15 protein-coding genes, 2 tRNA genes and 1 other annotated feature are annotated in these 21,255 nt (G+C 44.9%); of the genes, 9 read left to right on the top strand and 8 right to left on the bottom strand.

The window, feature by feature from the left end; all coding sequences use genetic code 11:
• Positions 1 to 29: 29 nt before the first annotated feature.
• On the top strand, positions 30 to 905 hold the full coding sequence (locus Q5873_RS05985) for a PocR ligand-binding domain-containing protein (protein WP_276789985.1): 876 nt from the start codon (positions 30 to 32) through the stop codon (positions 903 to 905).
• Positions 906 to 1,229: 324 nt separating this feature from the next.
• Here the strand turns inward: Q5873_RS05985 and Q5873_RS05990 are convergent.
• From Q5873_RS05990 to Q5873_RS06000, 3 genes are all read right to left on the bottom strand, one after another.
• Positions 1,230 to 1,320, bottom strand: a tRNA-Ser gene (locus Q5873_RS05990).
• A gap of 99 nt (positions 1,321 to 1,419) precedes the next feature.
• Positions 1,420 to 2,148 carry a tetratricopeptide repeat protein gene (locus tag Q5873_RS05995; protein ID WP_303059836.1) on the bottom strand — a complete coding sequence of 243 codons (729 nt, stop codon included), beginning with the start codon at positions 2,146 to 2,148 and terminating at the stop codon, positions 1,420 to 1,422.
• Positions 2,149 to 2,235: 87 nt separating this feature from the next.
• Entirely contained in the window at positions 2,236 to 2,790 is a 555-nt protein-coding gene (locus tag Q5873_RS06000) for a beta-class carbonic anhydrase (RefSeq protein ID WP_303059838.1), read from the bottom strand.
• A gap of 181 nt (positions 2,791 to 2,971) precedes the next feature.
• Between Q5873_RS06000 and Q5873_RS06005 the strand changes: the two genes are divergently transcribed.
• A tRNA-Gly gene (locus Q5873_RS06005) sits at positions 2,972 to 3,045 on the top strand.
• Positions 3,046 to 3,140: 95 nt separating this feature from the next.
• On the opposite strand, the gene addA is transcribed toward Q5873_RS06005, so the two are convergent.
• Entirely contained in the window at positions 3,141 to 7,010 is a 3,870-nt protein-coding gene (addA, locus tag Q5873_RS06010; RefSeq protein WP_303059840.1) for a helicase-exonuclease AddAB subunit AddA, read from the bottom strand.
• Entirely contained in the window at positions 6,976 to 10,440 is a 3,465-nt protein-coding gene (locus tag Q5873_RS06015) for a PD-(D/E)XK nuclease family protein (protein WP_303059842.1), read from the bottom strand. The genes addA and Q5873_RS06015 overlap by 35 nt, the downstream gene beginning before the upstream one ends.
• Positions 10,441 to 10,763: 323 nt before the next feature.
• Here Q5873_RS06015 and Q5873_RS06020 point away from each other — a divergent pair, with 323 nt between their 5' ends.
• A complete protein-coding gene (locus Q5873_RS06020) occupies positions 10,764 to 11,948 on the top strand; it encodes an SAM-dependent methyltransferase (protein WP_303059844.1) in 1,185 nt (394 codons plus the stop codon).
• 222 nt (positions 11,949 to 12,170) lie between these two features.
• Here Q5873_RS06020 and Q5873_RS06025 read toward each other — a convergent pair whose 3' ends face one another.
• The 3 genes from Q5873_RS06025 to Q5873_RS06035 are packed head-to-tail and all read right to left on the bottom strand — an operon-like array spanning position 12,171 to position 15,175.
• Entirely contained in the window at positions 12,171 to 12,854 is a 684-nt protein-coding gene (locus Q5873_RS06025) for an energy-coupling factor transporter transmembrane component T (protein WP_028255132.1), read from the bottom strand.
• Complete coding sequence (locus tag Q5873_RS06030; protein ID WP_288301404.1) at positions 12,854 to 13,663, bottom strand: energy-coupling factor ABC transporter ATP-binding protein; 810 nt, start codon at positions 13,661 to 13,663, stop codon at positions 12,854 to 12,856. The genes Q5873_RS06025 and Q5873_RS06030 overlap by 1 nt, the downstream gene beginning before the upstream one ends.
• Before the next feature lie 36 nt (positions 13,664 to 13,699).
• Positions 13,700 to 15,175 carry an energy-coupling factor ABC transporter ATP-binding protein gene (locus tag Q5873_RS06035; RefSeq protein ID WP_276624907.1) on the bottom strand — a complete coding sequence of 492 codons (1,476 nt, stop codon included), beginning with the start codon at positions 15,173 to 15,175 and terminating at the stop codon, positions 13,700 to 13,702.
• A gap of 64 nt (positions 15,176 to 15,239) precedes the next feature.
• Positions 15,240 to 15,492: a binding site (T-box leader), on the bottom strand.
• A gap of 319 nt (positions 15,493 to 15,811) precedes the next feature.
• On the opposite strand from Q5873_RS06035, the gene rbsK reads away from it, so the two are divergent.
• The 6 genes from rbsK (at position 15,812) to Q5873_RS06065 (ending at position 21,236) form a co-directional block, all read left to right on the top strand.
• Positions 15,812 to 16,702, top strand: a complete 891-nt coding sequence (gene rbsK / locus Q5873_RS06040; protein WP_028255135.1) for a ribokinase — start codon at positions 15,812 to 15,814, stop codon at positions 16,700 to 16,702.
• A gap of 1 nt (position 16,703) precedes the next feature.
• Positions 16,704 to 17,117 carry a D-ribose pyranase gene (rbsD, locus tag Q5873_RS06045; RefSeq protein ID WP_288191033.1) on the top strand — a complete coding sequence of 138 codons (414 nt, stop codon included), beginning with the start codon at positions 16,704 to 16,706 and terminating at the stop codon, positions 17,115 to 17,117.
• Between the two features lie 65 nt (positions 17,118 to 17,182).
• Entirely contained in the window at positions 17,183 to 18,664 is a 1,482-nt protein-coding gene (locus Q5873_RS06050) for a sugar ABC transporter ATP-binding protein (RefSeq protein ID WP_303059847.1), read from the top strand.
• A gap of 3 nt (positions 18,665 to 18,667) precedes the next feature.
• Positions 18,668 to 19,603 (top strand): ABC transporter permease subunit, encoded by a 936-nt coding sequence (locus Q5873_RS06055; RefSeq protein ID WP_303059849.1) that lies wholly within the window; start codon positions 18,668 to 18,670, stop codon positions 19,601 to 19,603.
• 14 nt (positions 19,604 to 19,617) lie between these two features.
• Complete coding sequence (gene rbsB / locus Q5873_RS06060) at positions 19,618 to 20,523, top strand: ribose ABC transporter substrate-binding protein RbsB (RefSeq protein ID WP_205087806.1); 906 nt, start codon at positions 19,618 to 19,620, stop codon at positions 20,521 to 20,523.
• 287 nt (positions 20,524 to 20,810) lie between these two features.
• Positions 20,811 to 21,236 (top strand): hypothetical protein, encoded by a 426-nt coding sequence (locus Q5873_RS06065; protein WP_303059852.1) that lies wholly within the window; start codon positions 20,811 to 20,813, stop codon positions 21,234 to 21,236.
• Positions 21,237 to 21,255: the final 19 nt, after the last annotated feature.

The following is a 21,255-nucleotide window of genomic DNA, read 5'->3' on the forward strand; positions in this document are numbered from 1 at the left end:
TTACTTCATTAGGAAGAGAGGTGTTGAGCATGCATTGCAGTGTACAATCCGAAACTGCTATCATCAATCAGATTATGCGTGATTTTACGACCATTACCGATATGGCCTCCGTGTATGTAGATATTCGAGGAAAGGTCCTCTCCACCAAATATAGCTTCACTAATTTCTGTAACTATATGCGCAGTCGGCCTCACACGGCTAAACTATGCGCTTATTGCGATGCCTACGGCGGACTTGAATCTTCCCGTTGCGGTCAATTCAAGCCGTATCGTTGTCATGCAGGGTTAAGCGATTTTTCTATTCCAATCATTGCCGGCGGACAGCTTAAGGGCTATATTTTAGCAGGGCAAACCATTGTGATGGATCCATCCTTACCACAAATTGCTCCGGCTACCGATTGGCACAGCTCCAGTGAACTTAAAAGCTATTACCGAAAGCTTCCTTCCTTTCGTCGTGAAGAAATGGAAAGTGCCGTACATGTACTCAAGCTGATGGCAATGCACTATTTCCCGGAAGTAGCGATGGGATTCGGCCATTTACCGGACTATTTAACGCAATACACCGCACCTAAGGAAATAGCATTGCGTCCGGAAATCAAACGAGCCCTTGCCTATATTGATAAGCATTTATACCAAAATCCGTCGCTTCGTGATATTTCCGCTTATGTATACCTAAGCGAAACCTATTTTTCAAAGCTGTTCAAAAAAGAGATGGGACTAACTCTCGTCCAATATGTAAATCAACGTAAGTTAGATCAAGCTAAAATTTTATTGCGCGAGTCGGATAGCCCTATTGAATCAATTGCGAAAGCCTTAGGATTCAGTCGCCCTAGTTACTTCAGCAAAATTTTTAAAGAAGCTATGGCGGATACGCCTCATGGCTATCGCAAAAAATATAGAGCGTAACACTACTGCTACTATTTCGTACATTACATAATCCTTTTACTTCTACTAACATGCCAAAAGGCCGTACGATTTGTGAATTTCACAAATCGTACGGCCTTTTATTCGTCTACCGTATCCCGACATCTAAAGAGAGTATCATTTCTATTTATTATTACACTATTCATGCCTATACTACTAACCAATGATAGCTTCTAAAGGCCTACATAGATTTCAACAATCATTCCGCTACAAATTCAGGGATCATGTAGAGAACAAGGATACAAAAAATATGCGGGAGTACAAAATAAAAAACAGCACCTACCAACGCAGATGCTGTTCATTAAGTGGCGGAGAGAGAGGGATTTGAACCCTCGGTACGGTATAACCGCACACATGATTTCCAATCATGCTCCTTAAGCCGCTCGGACACCTCTCCAAACAAATAGCTCATCCGTATCACTACTTCATATGAACTACTTGGATATTATATACAATTTTCCGGTATCTTGTCAACACCTTATTTTGATTTTATACATTATAACCACTCGGTAAATGTATCCCAATCGCCATCTATCCGCGCTTGTACTTTTGTCATCAAGCTACTGCCTAAGCTTCGCTCTTGCCCGACCAGCTTCATATATACGGCCTTAGCAGCTTCACGCTTTCCGGTCAGCTCTAAGGCCTGTGCGTAATTAAAGACATTTATCATGTTGGACGGAGTGCGCTTATATATGCTTTCAAAATACGGCAAAGCCCCGCTATAGTCACCTTCTTCAGCCAAAATATTTCCCATCAGTCCTTCTGTCATATTAACGGTGCTATCGGGAAAATGATCCTTCGCCTCTAATTGCAACGCACGTGCCAGGTCATCCTTTGCTTCCGCATAACGTTTCATCTTGTAATACAGCATAGCCCGATTATTATAACTTTCGGGAATCAACGATCCATGCTTCATACTCTTTTCAAATAATGTTAATGCCTTATCATACTGCCCTTCGGCTAAATACATCTGCGCCAGTTGATTACGCAATCCTCGATCCTTCGGTTTATGCTTTACTACTTCTTCTAAAACGGCAATTAAACTATGATTTGTCCCCACCGCCGCTACCGAATTTTCTGTTGACGATGTTACGGATTGCATCGTTGCTGCCGGTGCTTTTGTAGATGCTGTCATATCCTGCGCTGTCGTATGTGCCGGGGTTCCTAAAACAACTATCGACAATATAAATGCGGTCGCTCCAATTTGTTGTACGCGTATCTTCATGATATGCCTCCTTCGCTGCTGTGTACTTAACTTTTATTGTATCATTCTCACTTTTCTTGATACAACTACAGAGCCATGAAGTAGAAGCTAGATAGTATCAACTTTTGTCAATTCACCCGTAGCCGGATTCATAATACATCCGCTGATACTAACATCTTTGGGTAACAACGGATGCGCACGTAATACCTGCACTGCTTTTTCTACATTTAAATGCGCGCAGGTAAAGCTATCCGCCCATCGTTCCAAAGTAGCATACACATCAGCAATAGCCTCCGCATCAATACCGCGCTGTTTCATTTTATCAGCTAAGCTTGCGGCAGTCGTCTTCTCCATACCACACCCATCGTGACCAACAACAATGACTTCGTTGGCTCCCAGTTCAAATACGCTAACCAATATGCTACGCATTACATCCCCAAAAGGTTCAATGACATTGCCGGCTACTTTGATGACATTCGCATCGCCGCGCTGTAACCCCATAGCATTCTCCATCATATTGACTAACCGTGTATCCATGCATGTTACAATTGCCAAATGCTTCGCAGGCAACTTAGCCACAGCAGGATCCTCCTTAGCATATTTCATTCCTTCTGAAGCCACATACGCTTCATTTGCTTTCATAATCGCATCTATCATTGCCATGTCAGGATCTCCTCTCTCTTTACTTCCTACTTTCCCGCTGGGAATAAGAACAATTTGTATTATATCACCTTACTGCAGTAAGACCTATGGCAAAGGTCACACCTCTAAAACGACTATGTAGGGTCTTGCTAATTTCCTATTTACAAGTACAGAAAAACTTGATACACTTAAACAGTATTCTGCGGGCATAGTTCATCGGTAGAATGCAAGCTTCCCAAGCTTGAGAGGAGGGTTCGATTCCCTTTGCCCGCTCCATAAATATAGCCGGAAGGCACACATCACAATATGATGTGTGCCTTCCGGCTTTTATCATATACAAACAATCATGCCTAGATTATATCCATCATTACTTATACATCAAGTCGTACTGCTTCACGCAGACGGAACGAGTAGATGTAAGTTTCCTTCACAGGCATACCTGTCAGCTGTTCCAGTGCCTCCTTGTATATTCGCAGTTGCAACCTATAGCGTTGACGAAGTTCATCGGCATTACGTACCTTATCTGTTTTATAATCAACCAATACCCATGCTCCGTCTTCTTCAAAAGCAGTATCTATAATCCCTTGCAAAAATAGCTGTTCATTCTGTTCTACCTGCGGATACACATCACTTGCCGATACCAGCCGACTAAAGGGCCACTCTCGTTCTACCCTGGGGGATGTTAACATCCGCTGCCCCAGTGCACTTTCATAAAATTGCCGCAAATACGTTTCATTGAGTACCTGACGTTCATCCATAGTCATATATCCGGCTAGTACCAGGTTATCCAAAGCCTTTTTCAGGCTTTCCTTAGTATATGGTTGCAACGGCAGCCACTGCATCGCCTCATGCATCAGGGTCCCCCACCGAGCGCCCGAGGCCGTCACCGCTTCTTCACTTAAAGCAACGGGTTTCATTGCAAACGCTTCATCAATGATAGTCCCTTCATTCACTGACACTTCATTCATCAACACTCCATCTGCCGGTTCATGATTAGGCAACGCCTGTTCCTCGGCAGTAATACCCGTTTCACCACTTGTTGCTTGCAATGTACTATCTAAATCATCATCGATAATACTACCCGAAGTAGCCGCTAATGCTTCGGCTTCGGCAAATCGTCGTTTAATTTCACTCACCGAAATCTTAGCCGGCGTAATCACCGCTCCCGGGTAAGCATAAGAAAACGCAAATCGATGAGCAATGGCCTCTGGCAACGGTTCTGCACCTAACGGCTCCATTGCGTATACCTTATGCAACAACATTTCCGCATCAGTACCGGTACTACGCAGCTTAGTATAGGCACTGCCGTCATGTACGGCAACTGTAAAGCGACAGCTTTTATCCTTCAGATTCGGCATTCGTATATCCTCAACGCCGCTGTTAAGGCGAATGGAATTTCCTTCCAGGTGACGGCCTAGGCCGAGAAGCAACCAATCCAGGTACGAGTTAGCGCCTAAAATCAAATCCGCCGGAAGTTGTTGTTCATCTAGAACGAGCGCCGGCGCAGCTACGCGAGCACATCGGGCTGCAAAATTCTTTACATATCCCGTAATAAATAATTTATCCCGCGCCCGTGTTAAGGCCACATACAAAATACGTTCTTCTTCCGCTTTAGCTGCCTTTGCCAACAAACGACGATTATACAACCACGGCAGTGACCCATACATAACACGATAGTCCGGATAATAGCCTTTTAATCCCAAACCGCCATCTTTATGTAATAAAATAGGTTCCATCAAATCACGCATATTAAATTTCTTTTGTACCGAGCTGAGGAATACGATAGGAAATTCCAATCCTTTACTCTTGTGAATACTCATAATGCGCACTACATCATCAGCTTCGCTTACCGTCCGAGCTACACTGAGATCCTCTCCGGCCGCCTGCAAGCTTTCGATGAAACGTAAAAAGCGAAAAAGTCCACGGAAACTGCCGGCTTCATATTGCTTGGCTCGATCATACAGTGCCAATACATTCGCCCTACGTACCAATCCGTTCGGCATGGCACTGACATACTCAACGTAATTAATATCTTCAAAAATATGCCATAACAATTCGCTGACGCTGCGTCGCCGCGACAATGTACGCCATCTTGTAAATCGTTCGATAAACGCCATCACTGCCGGATTATCTTCCTTGCTGGCAAACGTTGGCAACAATGACCACAAGGATCCATCGCCTTGCATTCGTAGTCGTCCTAATACGTTAGCATCAAGGCCGACAATAAACGAACCTAACACAGCTGCCATCGGCAGGTCCTGTTCCGGGTTATCGATAACCTGTAGTAAGGCTATCAGTAATTGTACCTCCAAGGAACTGAAATAACCGCTGTTCTCCTCCGCATAAGCCGGAATACCCGCTATGCGCATAGCTTCCACCATACGATTGGCTTTACCGGCTACCGATCGCAGTAAGATAACAACATCTCGCCAACACATGGGACGGAAACTACCGTCCTTTTCCTGTATTTTTACACCGGCTGCCTTCAAGGCCCGCAATTTTTCTATAATAAACGCAATTTCCTTCTCGTCATTTTCCAGTTCATCCGCATCATCTCCGCCATCGGAAGCCATAGCTGTCGCATTAGAAGAAGTCCCCTTCTCAGATGCTTCTTGTTGTGTCGTATCATCCACCTCGATAAGATGTAATTCTACGGGACCGCCAACCCAATCCTCCGGCATATCTTCTGTTACTCGTCCCGGATAAAGAGCTTCTTCATCACCATAGGAGAGCTCTGCCCCTTCTTCCGTCATAATTTGGCGGAACAGAAAATTAGTAAAGCTCAGGATATTTTCATGGGATCTGAAATTCTGTGCCAAATCAATACGACGTTCCACATCTGCCTCATCACGACCGAAGCGATGGTATTTTTCCATAAACAAGGTAGGATCTGCCATACGAAATCGATAAATAGATTGCTTCACATCACCTACATAAAATCGATTGTCGCGGCGCGATACTAAATTGACGATAGCTTCTTGCACGCCGTTGGTATCTTGGTATTCATCAACCATAACTTCCTTGAATTGTTCCTGTAATTCCAACGCCACCGAAGAAGGATGCCAATTCCCCTCTTCATCCTTGTCACGCAGTAATGCCAAACACAAATGCTCCAAGTCGGAAAAATCCAACAAGCCTGCTCGGCGTTTGACTGCTTTAAACGCTATATCAAATGCCTGCACTAAGCCGATAATCCCTTGTGCGTAAGGGAGCTGACCGCGCAGTTGCTCTTTAAAGGTGGCTTCGTCTACAGCAAAAGGTCCCTGAGCCATAACCTGCAAACGTTCTTTATTCTGTTTTCCCAGTGCTTCCACCTGTGAAACGATTCCCGCGTCTATAGCACCTGATTCCAAATCTTTTTTTAAGCCTGTCTTTCGATAGGCCCCGAAGCGGTGTTTCTCTGCTAACGCAACTGCCGCATGCATAGCATCCCAATTCTCGGATTCCCGTAACGCTTCTCGAATACCAGCCACCTCATCAACCAAACTTTGCCAAGGTGCGGGACCGTCCGGACGATTAATCAACGCTACCATTCTCTCATAATCAGATTCTATCCGAGCAATTATATCCTGCTGTTCCTGCCAAAATACCTGTCCCCATATCGTTTCGAGCAACGATGTATCCATAGCACTTTCATACCGTTGGTATGCCTTATCAAGCCAAGCCTGAGGATCACTTTGAGCTAAGGCAAAATCATAAATGCGTAACAGTTGATGCTTTAACCGTTCATCCGAACGATTATCACTAAGCATATCTGCCACTTCGAAGATGTGATAGTCATTATTCGTATACGCCTGCAACAATACATCATCCAACACTTCCGAACGCATGAGCTGCAGCTCACCTTCATTCCCAATGCGAAATGCCGGATCGATATCCAGACGATAAAAATAGCTTTTTATAACCCATTGGCAAAATGAATGCAATGTCGAAATATGTGCGGATGGCAACAAATGCAGCTGCTCTTCTAAATATGTGTCACCCGTTTCCCCATATACTTCGGAAAGCTTAGCTCCAATGCGGGCACTCATTTCCGCCGCAGCCGCTTTTGTAAAGGTCACTACCAATAGTTCACTAATACTGAGCGGTCGCGTTTTATCGCGCAAACGTGAAATGATTCGTTCTACAAGCACTGCCGTTTTACCCGATCCTGCAGCGGCAGCCACCAATAATGTCTGTGATGACAACGGTCCCGGCTTTGGCGCCTCAATCGCCTTCTGTTGATCGTGGGTCCACTTCATATACCGTTCCTCCTTCTGCCATACGACGCATGCCTTCTTCTTCACTGAGACTATGAATATAGCGATAGCGATTACGCGTATTTTCAAATCGACACACTACGCGATATTGACAAAAACTGCAGGGAATACGTCCGTCCAAATTATACGGGCTCAACGGAAAATGACCTTCTAAAATATGCTGTCCTGCTTTTGCCATCACGCGACAAGCATAATCGGTCAACGTTTTAAATTCGCCCACTGTCTTTACTTTCCGCAAATCACTGCTGTAAATATCTCCGGATTTTTTTAGACGTACCGGTACATACGGCGACGTATCGGACCGCCCTGCCAAGCTATCATCCATTTTTAATAAAATATCGTGATCATGCGCAAAATATCCGCTATTCCTAAGCGACGTATCCGTCATTGATTTCTTTTCTGCCTCAGCCACTGCCAACGGAGCCGTATCACTGATTTGCGGATTCTTTACATATGTATACACCAGCGCTGCCGGCAGCATGGTCATTGAATGCTGGGCTCGTTCCAACGCCAGTAAATACGTAACCAATTGCAGCTTTAACCCATAATAAATGTCGGATGCGGATACCGCAGCCCCACCTGATTTATAATCAATAACCAAGCCAAATAATGTATCACCTATGCGATATTCATCTACACGGTCCAGTTGTCCTCGCAAGCGAATATAGTGATTTCCGCCTAAAGCAATCGGTACTGCCGGCCAGCTGTCGGGGCCATTGCCGAAGCCCTGTTCTACATACACCGTATCAAACACACTTCGCTTCGACCAGTCACTGAGACGATATACCGTTCGTTGCAATGTCGCCTCAAGGCGCTGCTGCAGGGCTTCTTCATAGGCATCCGTAAAAGCATCGCCTAATAACTCCGCCGTCGTATCCGCTACTACATCAGCACAAATTTTCTGTAATTCCTCCGGCTGTACGTCACGCCATTGTCGTTCCTGTGACAAGAGAAGCATACCTAAACGGCGCAAGTTTTCATGCAGAAACGTTCCCATTTCCGGTGCACCAAACGACTTGACCTTGCGCGGTGCCAGTTGCAACGCATATTGCGCGTAAAAAGCAAACGGACACCGTTGGTAACTTTCCAATCGAGTAACCGATCCGTCCAAAGCATTTCCTCGTAACAGTAATGCATCTACCACAGCCGGTTCAATAAGAGGCACCTCGTTGGTGTCCAACGCCCCGCGCGTCGATAATCGAAGCGGCTCGTAATAACCTGCTTGTAAACTCCAATCGTAAAGACTCCACCATAATGGATTTACCGACTGCCCCTTTACTGCCTCGCTAACACGTCCCGCTAAAAGGCGTAAGCTCTGCTGCGGGGTCCACATATAATCTGTCTCGTCACCATCCGGCATCGTCAGTGGTGCTTCCATCGGCGGTGATGTATATCCCATGCTTGCCAATCGTTTAATTACCAATGACGGTTCCAAGCTATTACCATCCTCACCGGAGCCGGCGTAGGATATATAAAGTCGCTGTCGTGCTCGGCTACAAGCAATGTAAAAAAGAAATTGCTCGTTAAAGGCGCGAACCAAGGCACCTGCAGCCAGCGTGATTCCTGCCGCCTGCAACGCTGTACGCTCTTTATCCTTGAGTAGTCCTTCATCACCCATGCGCTGCGGAAATACACCTTCGTTAATGCCCGGTACAAATACAATGGCACTTTCCGTAGTATACCCGCGTTCCACGGTAGTCACAGCCACGTGATCAAGACTCGGTGGTACCAACGAATATGTCACCTCATCCAAGCCCTCTCTTAACAGTACTGCGATTTCATCAGGTGCCAGTAGTTCCGTTTTTGCCAATAGCATAACTTCATCAAAAAAACGAATCACTCGCTTATACATTTGCTCATGACTATCTGCTTCTTCTTGAAGTCCTTCGGCTACTGCTTCGCGACTCCACTGCGACAATGTCCTCGGTACATGCAGGGACTCCAAGCACGTATATAAATGCTCACACCATTCATAGCCTGTATGTGACTGCCTGCCAAAATCCCACAACAGTTGCCACAATGGTACTATCCTACTGTGAATGTTCTGTATCCGAGATACTCGCAGCGTTTCTCGTTCATAACTATCGCTACCTTCCGGGCCCGTATCGCGACGACGATATGTCCATTCCGGCTTTAACCACATAAGCTCGCGAATACCAAATTCCAAGCAGTAATTTTCCAAAAGATCTACCTCTTCCCTCGACAAGGGAAAGAAATCAGTCTTTAATAATCGAAATACCGCATCATGATTAAATCGACTCTGCACTATCTCCAACAAGCCTGTTAAAAGTTCCGCCAAAGGATGGCTTCGCATGGGATGTCGTCTATCTGTAAAGAAGGGGATTCCATACTGCGCCAGCCCTTTTTCCAATATATCCCCATAGGTTTCTGATTCGCGCAACATGATTGTGATGTCGCGCCAACGATACCCTTCTTCTCTTACCAAGGAAGAAATTCGTCGACATATAGCATCTACTTCACGCTCACGGTTGTAAGCACGTACCACCGTTACTGTATCTTCGGATTGATTTCCCAGCGATGGATAGGCAAAATATCCTTTCTCCAGGGCTGTTAACACCGGCGATTGAAAACGGTGCTGTTTTGTGAAGCGCCGTACTAAAAGTTGCTTACCATATCGTTCCTTATATGTGGCATATACTTCATAAGGGCGATGAAATAATTGTCCCGGCCTAGCATATCGTTCCGGCTCTGTCTCGGCCGGCAACGTCACTGTTAAAATAGATTCCTTTGCCAAGGCAAACATCCGCTGAATTAATATATTCTGCAGCGGAGTAAACCAATGAAAGCCATCTACGATTACATGTGCCTGTTGTAGTAACGGTGAATCACCAATACAGCGAATCAGCTCTTCCATGCTATCTTCATCGCTGCCCCATAGATTATCTGTCATCGTTTCATACTGTTCTTTGATATATGCCAATTCACGCAGCTTTCCGGCAAGTCCCATAGAATCTACTTTATCGGCACCGCTTCGCAAATCCTCTGCGGTCACACGAAACGCTTTGCATTCTGCCAGTAATCCTTGCAATACATCTGCAAAATGTGGCTGCGATGCAGCCCGACGTAATACTTCAAGTTTGTCGGCATGTCGTTTTAACAACAGTCGCAACACTAATTTTTGCCCAATATCGGACAAGCTGTCTTCTCTTGCTTTCCCCAATGATTGAAAAACCTGATGAGCTAACCGCCCAAAACCTACCACACGTACTGTTGTAAAACCACCTTCCGGCATGAAAGCCGCTAATTCACGTTCTGTGCGATACGTAGCCGGATCCGGCACCAAGAGGATAATAGGTTCACCGGGGCAAGTAGTTATGATTTCTCGAATTCGTTCGTAGCAAGCATAGCTTTTACCTGTTCCGGCTCGCCCCATATACATAGTCAGTTTCATACCGTACTCCTTTATTTACTCAATTATATGTCAATTATATATGCTTTCCCCCAGGGATGCCACATACACTACTAATGTACATAATAAATTGGTATGCATACCTATTGTAATTCTTTCGTCGTTATGATAATGCATTTATCGCATATCACGTGTTCTCTTTGTTCTTTCTACCTGTCCCTCCCGATTCAACTCTACCTATACATCCAAAATTTTTATATCCCCATAAAATAATAGAATTTTAATAACTATTGACTTATTCACGTCATAGTCATATCATAGTAACGCACTTAGACAAAATTTTAAATGAAGGAGGCATTCCGATTATGCTAAAAGAATTGGGCAATAAGCTCGAAGAAAAAGCAATGATCTCTTTTTTGAAACGTTTTGATGCAAATCCGTTTAAAGTTGTATTTAAAGACAATGAATATGTAATCGGCGAAGGGGCTCCGACATTTACCGTACATATGAAGGAACCTATTCCTGTCAGTAAACTGATGGAAAGCACTTCGATTGCCTTGGGAGAAGCATACATGGACGGCATTCTCGACATCGAAGGCAATTTATATGAAGCTTTAAACCATTTTTTGGGACAAATGGATAATTTTTCTACATCCGGTTCAGTAATGAGTAAACTGGCTCACGTATCCTTGGGTAAAAGTAACCAGGCCCGCGAAATCGAACATCATTATGATATCGGTAATGATTTCTACAAATTATGGTTAGATAAAACAATGCAGTATTCTTGTGCTTACTTTGCTAATGAAAGCGACAGCCTTTACGAAGCACAGGTACACAAGGTAGACCGCATTTTGCAAAAATTATATTTAAAGGAAGGCATGAGCCTTCTCGATATCGGCTGCGGTTGGGGCTTTCTTCTCATTGAAGCCGCTAAAAAATACGGCATTAAAGGCACCGGTATTACGCTCAGCAAAGAACAATATGCTGAATTCCAGCGCCGCATTAAAGAAAACGGCCTAGAAAATCAGTTAACTGTTAAATTGATGGATTACCGCGATTTACCGAAATCCGGTATGACCTTTGATCGCGTCGTTAGCGTAGGCATGGTTGAACATGTGGGACGCGAAAACTATCAGCTTTTTAATGACTGCGTGGATGCCGTACTTAAGGATGGTGGTCTCTTCCTCCTCCACTTTATCAGCGGCATGCAGGAAAAACCGGGCGATGCCTGGATGAGTAAATATATCTTCCCCGGCGGAATGTTGCCGAGTCTGCGAGAAATGATTGCAGATATGACGGAAGATAACTTTCATGTACAGGATGTAGAAAACCTGCGCATTCACTATAATAAAACCTTATTGGAATGGGACAAGAACTTCCGTGCTCAGTTGCCTACCATTAAGAACATGTTTGATGAACGATTCATCCGCATGTGGGATTTATATCTCACCGGTTGTGCCGCTGCCTTTTACAATGGCATGATGGACCTTCATCAAATTCTCGCCACGAAAGGTATCAACAATGAATTACCGATCACCCGTTGGTATTAATCGTTGGCGCTAACTACCGTTATAGCGAGTCATGTAATCCCCTTACAGGCTCACTATTTATAAAATACAAATTTATCCTAAACGAAAACAAGGCGGCAACTCATGTATCCCCTACATGAGTTGCCGCCTTGTTTTCTTTGCTTTCTATATTATTTTATTACCCAACTTTATCCAGTAGGATAAAACCGCTACAGCCATGCCACGATTTCTCTTATCATTTCATCAGCCGATAAGTCCGCGGCTGTAAGCAATGATAGCTACCGTAATCACAGCCAGCACTATTACCACTGCATAATCCTTACCGCGCATACCGACCTTAGCAACAAAACTATGCTTCTTATTGCCAAATCCGCGCAACTCCAAAGAAAGAGCCATCGTTTCCGATCGTCCCAAGGATTTTAAAAGCAGCGGTTGAATGACCGAACCATAGGATTGCAATCGTTTAACTATATTGCCCTTCATTGCCATTCCACGACACGCCTGTGCTTCTTGCACCGCCTTACTTTCCGTAATAAAATCCGGTACGAAGCGTAAGGCCGCCGTAAACATAAAGGCGTATTCGTAAGGAATTTTACATTGCGTAACTAATGCCGCCGTTAAATCCTGTAGCCGTGTAGTCGCCAATAGTACAATGAATACCATAGTCATACACAACATCCGCAAGCCTGTTACATAAGCTGACTCTAATGTACCTCCGCCAATATATTGCACAACTGCTAGAAATATTGCGAAAACAGCCAGTGTGAAAACTACCTTATATTGTGTATGCAACAAGCCTGTTACAGCCAACAAAACAAGCTCCGCTATCAACAGCACCGCCAATTCACTCGGTGTATGTAAAATAATTGCCCACAGAGAAACCGCCATAGTCGTAATAATTTTTGTAAACGGTACAAGCTGTTTCATTATAGGGCCTCCCTTCGCGCTATCATACGTTCTTCAAATTCCTTCATTGACTTGCAATAGCCTATGCCCGGTACGGATTGTGCCAATTCGACACACGGTGGCTTTGTCAATCCAAGCTCATATAAGTCATCTCTCTTGGTGAATAACTCTTCCGGTGTGCCGTCAAAAGCCTTTGTGCCGTAACCCATAATAATGGCTCGCGTACAATGTGATGCAATGATTTCCATATCATGAGTAACGAGAACAATAGTAAGTCCTGCGGACCGCAATTCCTCTAGCAGTATCAACAGCTCTCTTGTTTCCTTACCATCTTGTCCGCTGGTCGGTTCATCCAAAATAAGGATTTGCGATTTCATAGCTAACGCCGACGCAATCGCTACACGCTGCTTTTCACCGCGTCTAAGCGATGGTGGATACGACTTTGCCAAATGACTGATACCAGTACGCGCCAGTGCATCCTCGGTAATCTCCTTTACTTCCGATTTTGTATAACCAAGCTGCTCCGGTCCAAACGCTACTTCTTCGGCTACAGTAGGTCTAAACATTTGGCGATCCGGCTGTTGGAATACATAGCCGATAAAACGGCCCCGCTCCGAAGGAGATAATTTAGTAATATCATCACCTTTGTAATACAAGGTTCCCTCTACCGGTGTTTCCAATCCCATTAAAAGACGCGTCACTGTTGTCTTACCACAACCATTTCGACCGCCGACGGCAATAAATTCACCCTTGCCGATAGTAAAGCTTACATCTTTCATAATATCCTTGCCCGGCACGTATCCGAAGCGCAGATGTTTTACTTCTAACATAGCTATCTCCTTTATCTGTATCTCTGGTCCCGCTCATCAATGTACGACCGAAGTCAATCCTTTCTTTGCCGCCTCTACACTGAGCCACGGCGCCGGGAATGTATAGCCTGCCGCTTCCAATCGTAAATACGTAACAAAGATGGAAGGCAAGGCATCTACATAAATATCGTGCTCATACATATAACGTAACGTAGTCGGCACATCCGCATCACTGCGGATTTCACCATCCACCATAAGTACCAAACGGTTAGCATATGGCAACACCGCATGTAAATCGTGATCAATAACAACTACTGTAATACCATGTTCTCTGTTCAACGTACCTACCAATTTATACAGCTCAGCGGTCCCTTCTGGATCAAGCGAACTGGTTGGTTCATCCAGTACAAGAATAGATGGATCCGTAGCTAATACCGATGCAATTGCCAAGCGTTGCCGCTGTCCTCCAGATAAGCTGGTAATCTTTCTCTCTTCCATGCCTTCTAAGCCCACTTGTTTAAATACAGCAGCACTGCGCTCTTTAATCTGTTCCGGCGAGTAACCGCGATTTTCCATAGCAAACGCCACTTCTTCACCAACCGTCATCGTTACCAATTGTGTATCGTAATCGGCCATAACTACACCGATTTCTGTAGCTAAATCCGGAATTTCTACTTGAGTCGTAGCCTTCCCATTAACAAACACCATGCCTTCCATCCGACCCCCATAGAATTTCGGCACCGCTCCGGTCATGGCCATACATAATGTGGACTTCCCACAACCTGCCGGGCCGGTCACTACTAAAAAGTCTCCTTCATTAACCTGCAAGTTTATGTTTTTAATTGCCGGTGTCGTTGCCTTAGTATAGTAGTAATTAAAGTGCTCAATAGAAATCTTTGCATCGTGAGCCGGTGTGATGATCAAGCCCTCATGACTATCTGTAGTTCCCATCTTATCCGTTACATAACCGCGACGCGCAAAAAGATGCTTTGCCGGTACATAAAGAAGAGGCGTTACAATACCATTACACAAGCTTACCATAAGAACCATCGGCCACATGGCATTTACATATACAGCTGTCGGTAAACCTAATACCCAGTAAAGAATAGTGACAAAGACGCCACCCGATGCCACCGTGCTAAGGAATCCCGTAATAAACGGCAGTAACTCCAACTTTCCCAACTTAAAAGATCCCATACGCCCCAGTAAACTAACAAGTATCGCGCAAGTCAACGCTCCTGCCGGCTCACTGAATAGATTACCGTAGGGAAATGCGGATTTTGATGTCATCACATTGATAAGTGCAGCTACCAACCCAATGCCAACGGACTGGCGATAGGTAGGTCGCGTTAAATGAATAGCCACACAATACGTAGCGGTTGTCCAGTTCGGTGTAACCCCCGCCACACTAGGGCTGACTAAATGTAAAATAGTTCCCAAAGCCAACATCAGCGTGCTAACGGTTACCCATCGAAATTGGCCACCCTGCACATGGGTATATACTAATTTTGCTACATCTTTGCCACGTTCCATATACGTGCCTCCTTATCACTATCACCCTAATTTTAGGTATAAAAAAAACCTTCCGTTCCTACAAAATAGGGACGAAGGTTACTCCGCGGTGCCACCCCGATTGGCTTATGCAGCCCGGCTCACAACGTACGGCCACTTCATCTGTAGCGATACGCGCTCCTTAAATAACGGTAAGAGACTACCGGTAGTGCCTAGCCTTACGGATCGGACTACATCTCCCAGGTCCATTCGCCGCACCTTCTTGCATCGGGCTTCCACCTACCCCGACTCGCTGTAGCCGAGCTTGCGCGGTTACTCTTCCTGTTCGTTGATATTATCACTATGTTTTTTCTTATTATACACAGCTTTTCTCATTGCCGTCAACACCTAATCGCTAATCCTCTTCTCTTCCTATTTTCTCTAATATGTAGTTATCTTTTATCATTTACAAATGCTCCTCACACCCAAGATGCTTACAAATTACGGATTTATCTAACTTATGTATTTTCAGCTACGTTATTTTGTTATATACTATACTGTAGAATTTTATTTAAATATTTAATTTTATATTTAAATAAGTATCAAAAAATCTATAAGCGGCGCTACGTTCCAGTAACAAATCGCCGTCATCACTATAAGAACGGAGTGTATCATCTGATGAACAACATCGTCGTTATCGGCAGCTGCAACATCGATCTTACTGTCTTGGCAAACAAGCGCCCGAAAGCAGGCGAAACTATTCTCGGCGAAGGTCTCAACACCTCCCCCGGCGGTAAAGGTGCCAATCAAGCGGTAGCCGCAGCTAAGCTCGGTGCCCATGTCACTATGGTCGGTTGTATCGGCCAAGATACTTACGGAGACATGATGCTAAAAAATTTAAAACAGTACGGCATTGATACGACTTATTTAGTACGACGTGACACAGTACCTACCGGTACTGCGCATATTACCTTGGCCGAAGGAGATAACAGTATCATAGTTATTCTCGGCGCTAACGCTACGGTTGATGAAGCCGTCGTCGACAATGCTTGGCCGGCCATTGCAAAAGCCGACCTCGTACTTTTGCAAAATGAAATTCCCTTGGCTACCATCGGCTATGCCATAACCCGTTGTGCCGACGCTAATATCCCGGTGCTGCTCAATCCGGCTCCGGCAGCTTCACTCAATTCGGCTTGGCTTGACAAAGTAACCTACTTGACTCCTAATGAGCACGAGTTATCTGCGTTGTATCCCGGGGTATCACAGGAAGAGGTTCTTCGAACCGTCAAGCCGCAATTACTTATTACCTTAGGCAAGCGCGGTGTAGGCTACAACAATAAGGGGACACTTGCGATTGTCCCCGGCTTTACCGTTACACCGGTGGATACAACCGGTGCCGGCGATACCTTTAACGGGGCTTTTGCAGCCGCAATTGTCCGCGGCGAAACCATGGAGCAAGCGATACGCTACGGTAACGCAGCTGCCGCCTTATCTATTCAAAAGCTCGGTGCTCAAGAAGGAATGCCTTTTGAAGATGAAGTAGCAACATTTATGAAGGAGGCTCACTAATATGCAAAAAGGTGGCATTTTAAACAGTCATATTGCTAAGGTTTTGGCTGACCTCGGTCATACCGATACTATTTGTATCGGAGATTGCGGATTACCTGTACCGGAAGGAGTACAAAAAATTGATGTCGCGCTCACCTTCGGCGTTCCCTCCTTCGCAGACGTGCTCCGTCTCGTCACTAAGCACATGCGTGTCGAAGCAATTCATATCGGCGAACCTATGGAAGCGGAAAATCCCGTGAACTATGCCATCGTAGACGAACTTTTCCCGGCAAACCGTTTTGATCGACGCATAACAAGCCATGAGGAATTTAAAGAGGCTACTCGTCATTGCAAATGTATTATCCGCACCGGTGAAGCAACACCGTATTCTAATATTATCTTGCAAGCAGATTGTATTTTTGCACCAGAACGGTAACACACGTACCATAAAAGCACTTACGCTATACGCGATATAAGTTATAGGATTGGAGTTTTATTTACATGGAAATCACAATGTCCGGCATTGCCAAAGCCTTCGGTACCAACCAAGTACTACGCGACGTTGACATATGCCTGAAAGCCGGCCGTGTTCATGCCCTGATGGGAGAAAACGGCGCCGGTAAATCAACCTTGATGAATATCCTGGTAGGTATTCACAAAGCCGACGCCGGCACGATTGCTATCGACGGCCGAGAAACCACTTTCCACAGTGCCCGCGAGGCCGAACTCAACGGCGTTGCCTTTATTCATCAAGAACTCAACATTTGGCCGAATCTGACCTTATTGGAAAATTTATATCTTATGCGTCCGAAGAAAACGCGTTTTGGCATGATTGACAAACAGGCTATGCTCAAGGAAGCAACCAAAATGTGTGAAGACATGCATATTGAATTGCCTTTGCAAAAAGAAGCCGGTGAATGCTCTGTCGGTCAACAGCAAATGACAGAAATTCTTCGAATTCTCATGTTAGATGCCAAGGTAGTAATTATGGATGAACCGACGGCAGCGCTAACGGAACGAGAAACCGAAACGCTCTTTACCATGATGAAAAAATTAAAGGAGCGCGGTGTGGCCATCGTCTATATCTCTCACCGCATGGAAGAAGTCTTCAGCGAATGTGACGATATTACGGTTATGCGTGATGGTCACTCCATCATCACCTGCCCCATCGGAGATATTTCCGTTGACGAAGTAGTAAAAGCCATGGTCGGTCGCTCCATAGATGAATTTTACCCGGAGCGAACCACCATTCCCGGTGATACAGTACTTTCCGTAGAGAATCTTTCTCCTATCGGTCATTTTGAGCCCATTTCATTTAACCTGCGCAAAGGGGAAATTCTTGGCGTATCCGGTTTGATGGGAGCCGGCCGTACGGAAATCATGCGTGCCATCTTCGGTGTCGATGCACATAATGGCGGCACCATCACTTTACATGGCAAAGAATTACATCTCAAAAAACCGGAAGATGCAATCAAAGCCGGTATTGCCTTTATCACCGAAGACCGCAAAGCCGAAGGCCTAATCTTAGACTTCTCCATTGCCTCTAACATAACTTTGCCTAATTTGGGACACTTATGCCCGTCCAACATTATGCATCGCGAAAAAATGCTCTCCTTCAGTCAAGACTTATCCGATCGTCTCGGTGTTAAGACACAATCAGTACACTTGCCTGTTTCTTCTTTGTCCGGCGGCAATCAGCAAAAGGTTGTCATCGCCAAGTGGATAGGCTTGTCGCCATCCATCATTATCATGGATGAACCGACGCGCGGTATCGACATCGGCGCCAAAAGAGATATTTACGATCTCATGAACGAGCTTACCAATCAGGGGGTATCCATTATCATGGTCTCCTCCGAGCTCCCGGAAATTCTCGGCATGAGCGACCGCGTTATGGTCATTCACGAAGGTAGCGTAGCCGGTATTTTGAATCGCGCTGACGCTACTGCCGAATCCATCATGACACTTGCAACAGGAGGACAATAATCAATGAATACGAATGTAACTGCTTTTATTAAGAAAATGGGGCCACTTATCGGTCTTATCCTCTTATTTATTATTATTTCATCCTTAAATTCCAGCTTCTTGGAATTTTCTAATTTAAAAAACTTATTACGCCAGGTTTCTATTAACGCCATTATCGCTTTTGGCATGACTTTTGTTATTCTTACCGGCGGCATCGACTTGTCGGTTGGTTCCATGTTAGCTTTAGCCAGCGCTTTGATGGCCGATTTCATCGTTGGTGGTATGGATCCGATCGCTGCTATCTTCGCAGCCGGTGGTATCGGTATCATCCTCGGTGGTATCAACGGTCTTGTCATTGCCTATGGTAAAGTAGCACCATTTATCGCCACCTTGGCTACTATGACTATTTATCGCGGTGCTACCCTCGTATTCACCAATGGCAATCCTATTAGCGGACTGACACAAAGCGAAGCCTTTCATTCCTTTGGCCAAGGAAATTTACTTGGCTTACCGGTACCGGCCATTACCATGTTCGTGTCTTTCCTCATTTTATGGTTTATTTTACAAAAAACATCTCTCGGTCGTCGTACCTATGCTGTTGGGGGCAGTGAAAAAGTAAGTTTTATTGCCGGTATTAACATTAACCGCATCAAGATTTTTGCGTACGCCTTAACAGGCTTTCTCAGCGCATTAGCCGGAGCTATCATCACATCGCGCCTTAACTCTGCCCAACCGACTGCCGGCATGGGTTACGAGCTTGATGCCATTGCAGCCGTAGTTCTCGGTGGCACCAGCCTTGCCGGCGGGAAAGGTCACATCGTAGGTACCCTCATCGGTGCTCTTATTATCGGTACATTAAATAACGGGCTGAATATTCTCGACGTATCCAGCTTTTACCAGCAAGTCGTAAAAGGTATTGTTATTCTGTTGGCAGTTCTTGCCGATCGCAAAAAAGCCTAGGAGGTATAGTTACAATGAAAAAATTATTCACGTTATTAGCGGTAGCCCTCGCTATCGTTGTTATGGTAGCCGGTTGCGGTTCCAATAGCAACAGTGGTAATGCCGATAAAAAAGGCGGCACCATCGGTCTTTCCATTTCTACATTAAATAATCCGTTCTTCGTATCCATCAAAAAAGGCGTAGAAGACGAAGCTGCTAAACTTGGCATGAAAGTAAAAATCGTTGATGCGCAAAATGATCCGGCTAAACAGGCCAACGACATTTCCGACCTTTTAGAAGGCGGCGTATCCCTTCTCATTGTTAACCCGGTAGACTCAGCTGCAATTTCTACGTCTGTAGAAGCCGCTAACAAGAAAAACATTCCAGTAATCACTCTTGACCGCTCCACCGATAAGGGAACTGTAGTGGCTCACATCGCTTCCGATAACGTAAAAGGCGGTGAAATGGCAGCTGATTTAATCGTCAAAAAATTAGGCGAAAAAGCTAAGGTTGCCGAACTCGAAGGTATTCCGGGTGCATCCGCTACACGTGAACGCGGCGAAGGCTTCCACAAAGTAGCCGATCAGAAATTAACTGTACTCACCAAACAGAGTGCTGACTTCGACCGCACTAAGGGTCTGAACGTAGCATCCAATATGTTACAGGCTAATCCGGACATTCAAGCAATCTTCGCACAGAATGACGAAATGGCTCTCGGCGCAATCCAGGCTGCCAAATCTGCAGGTAAAACAATCTTTATCGTAGGCTTCGATGGCACGGAAGACGGCCAGAAAGCTGTACAGGATGGCGCATTAGGTGCCACAATTGCACAGCAACCGGAATTGATGGGTAAAATTGCTGTCGACACAGCTAGCAAGGTATTAAAAGGTGAAAAAGTAGACGCCAAAATCCCGGTTGACTTAAAAGTGGTGACAAAATAATATCCGTCAATCTATCAATAACATACCAATGACTTGCATATAGACATAAAAAGAACCGGCGAACACATTGTTCGTCGGTTCTTTTTTATCCAGTCACACTTTTTAATACATATATCTCTAGGGCTTTAGGCCAAAACATGTGAGTCCCATGTTTCTATCGCTAGTATGTGGTACTCTATTGTACAGCACTCCGCCTCAATACAATATCATTCATTACAGGTTCATCATCCATGCGCTATACTGATAACAGAAATAAATCACCAGTATTATCTCAAGTGAGGTTCTTTATGAAAAACTACATTCGTTACATCAGTGCCGGACTTTGTGCACTCTGTCTATCACTATTATGGCAGGGCATCGATATTGGTAAGTCGTTCCATAAAACCACAGCCTATATATTTCTTGCACTTATCGTCGTTCATCTACTAACGCAATATAACTGGCTCCGTCTTCTACGGGTACCGGAAGCCCGTGCCAAAAATATGATACGGATTTTATTTTGGGGTTCCTTAGCTCTTTCTTTAGCGTTTGTACTGGGCGCCGCTTTCTTTCCAAAATCGGTTATTACTGTATTCGGAATCCCAAAATCTGTCGTAAAAGCTCAACTTATACTATGGCATCAATACGCTGCCTATATTTTTATTTCCATCGGCGCACTGCACGGGCTTTCTCATATTCCTCAATATGTTAACCTACTAAGAAGAAAAAAATAAAGTTATCCTTTATAACAGT

Origin of the sequence: Veillonella magna, assembly GCF_959600285.1 — a bacterium.
Classification (GTDB): Bacteria; Bacillota; Negativicutes; order Veillonellales; family Veillonellaceae; genus Veillonella_A; species Veillonella_A magna.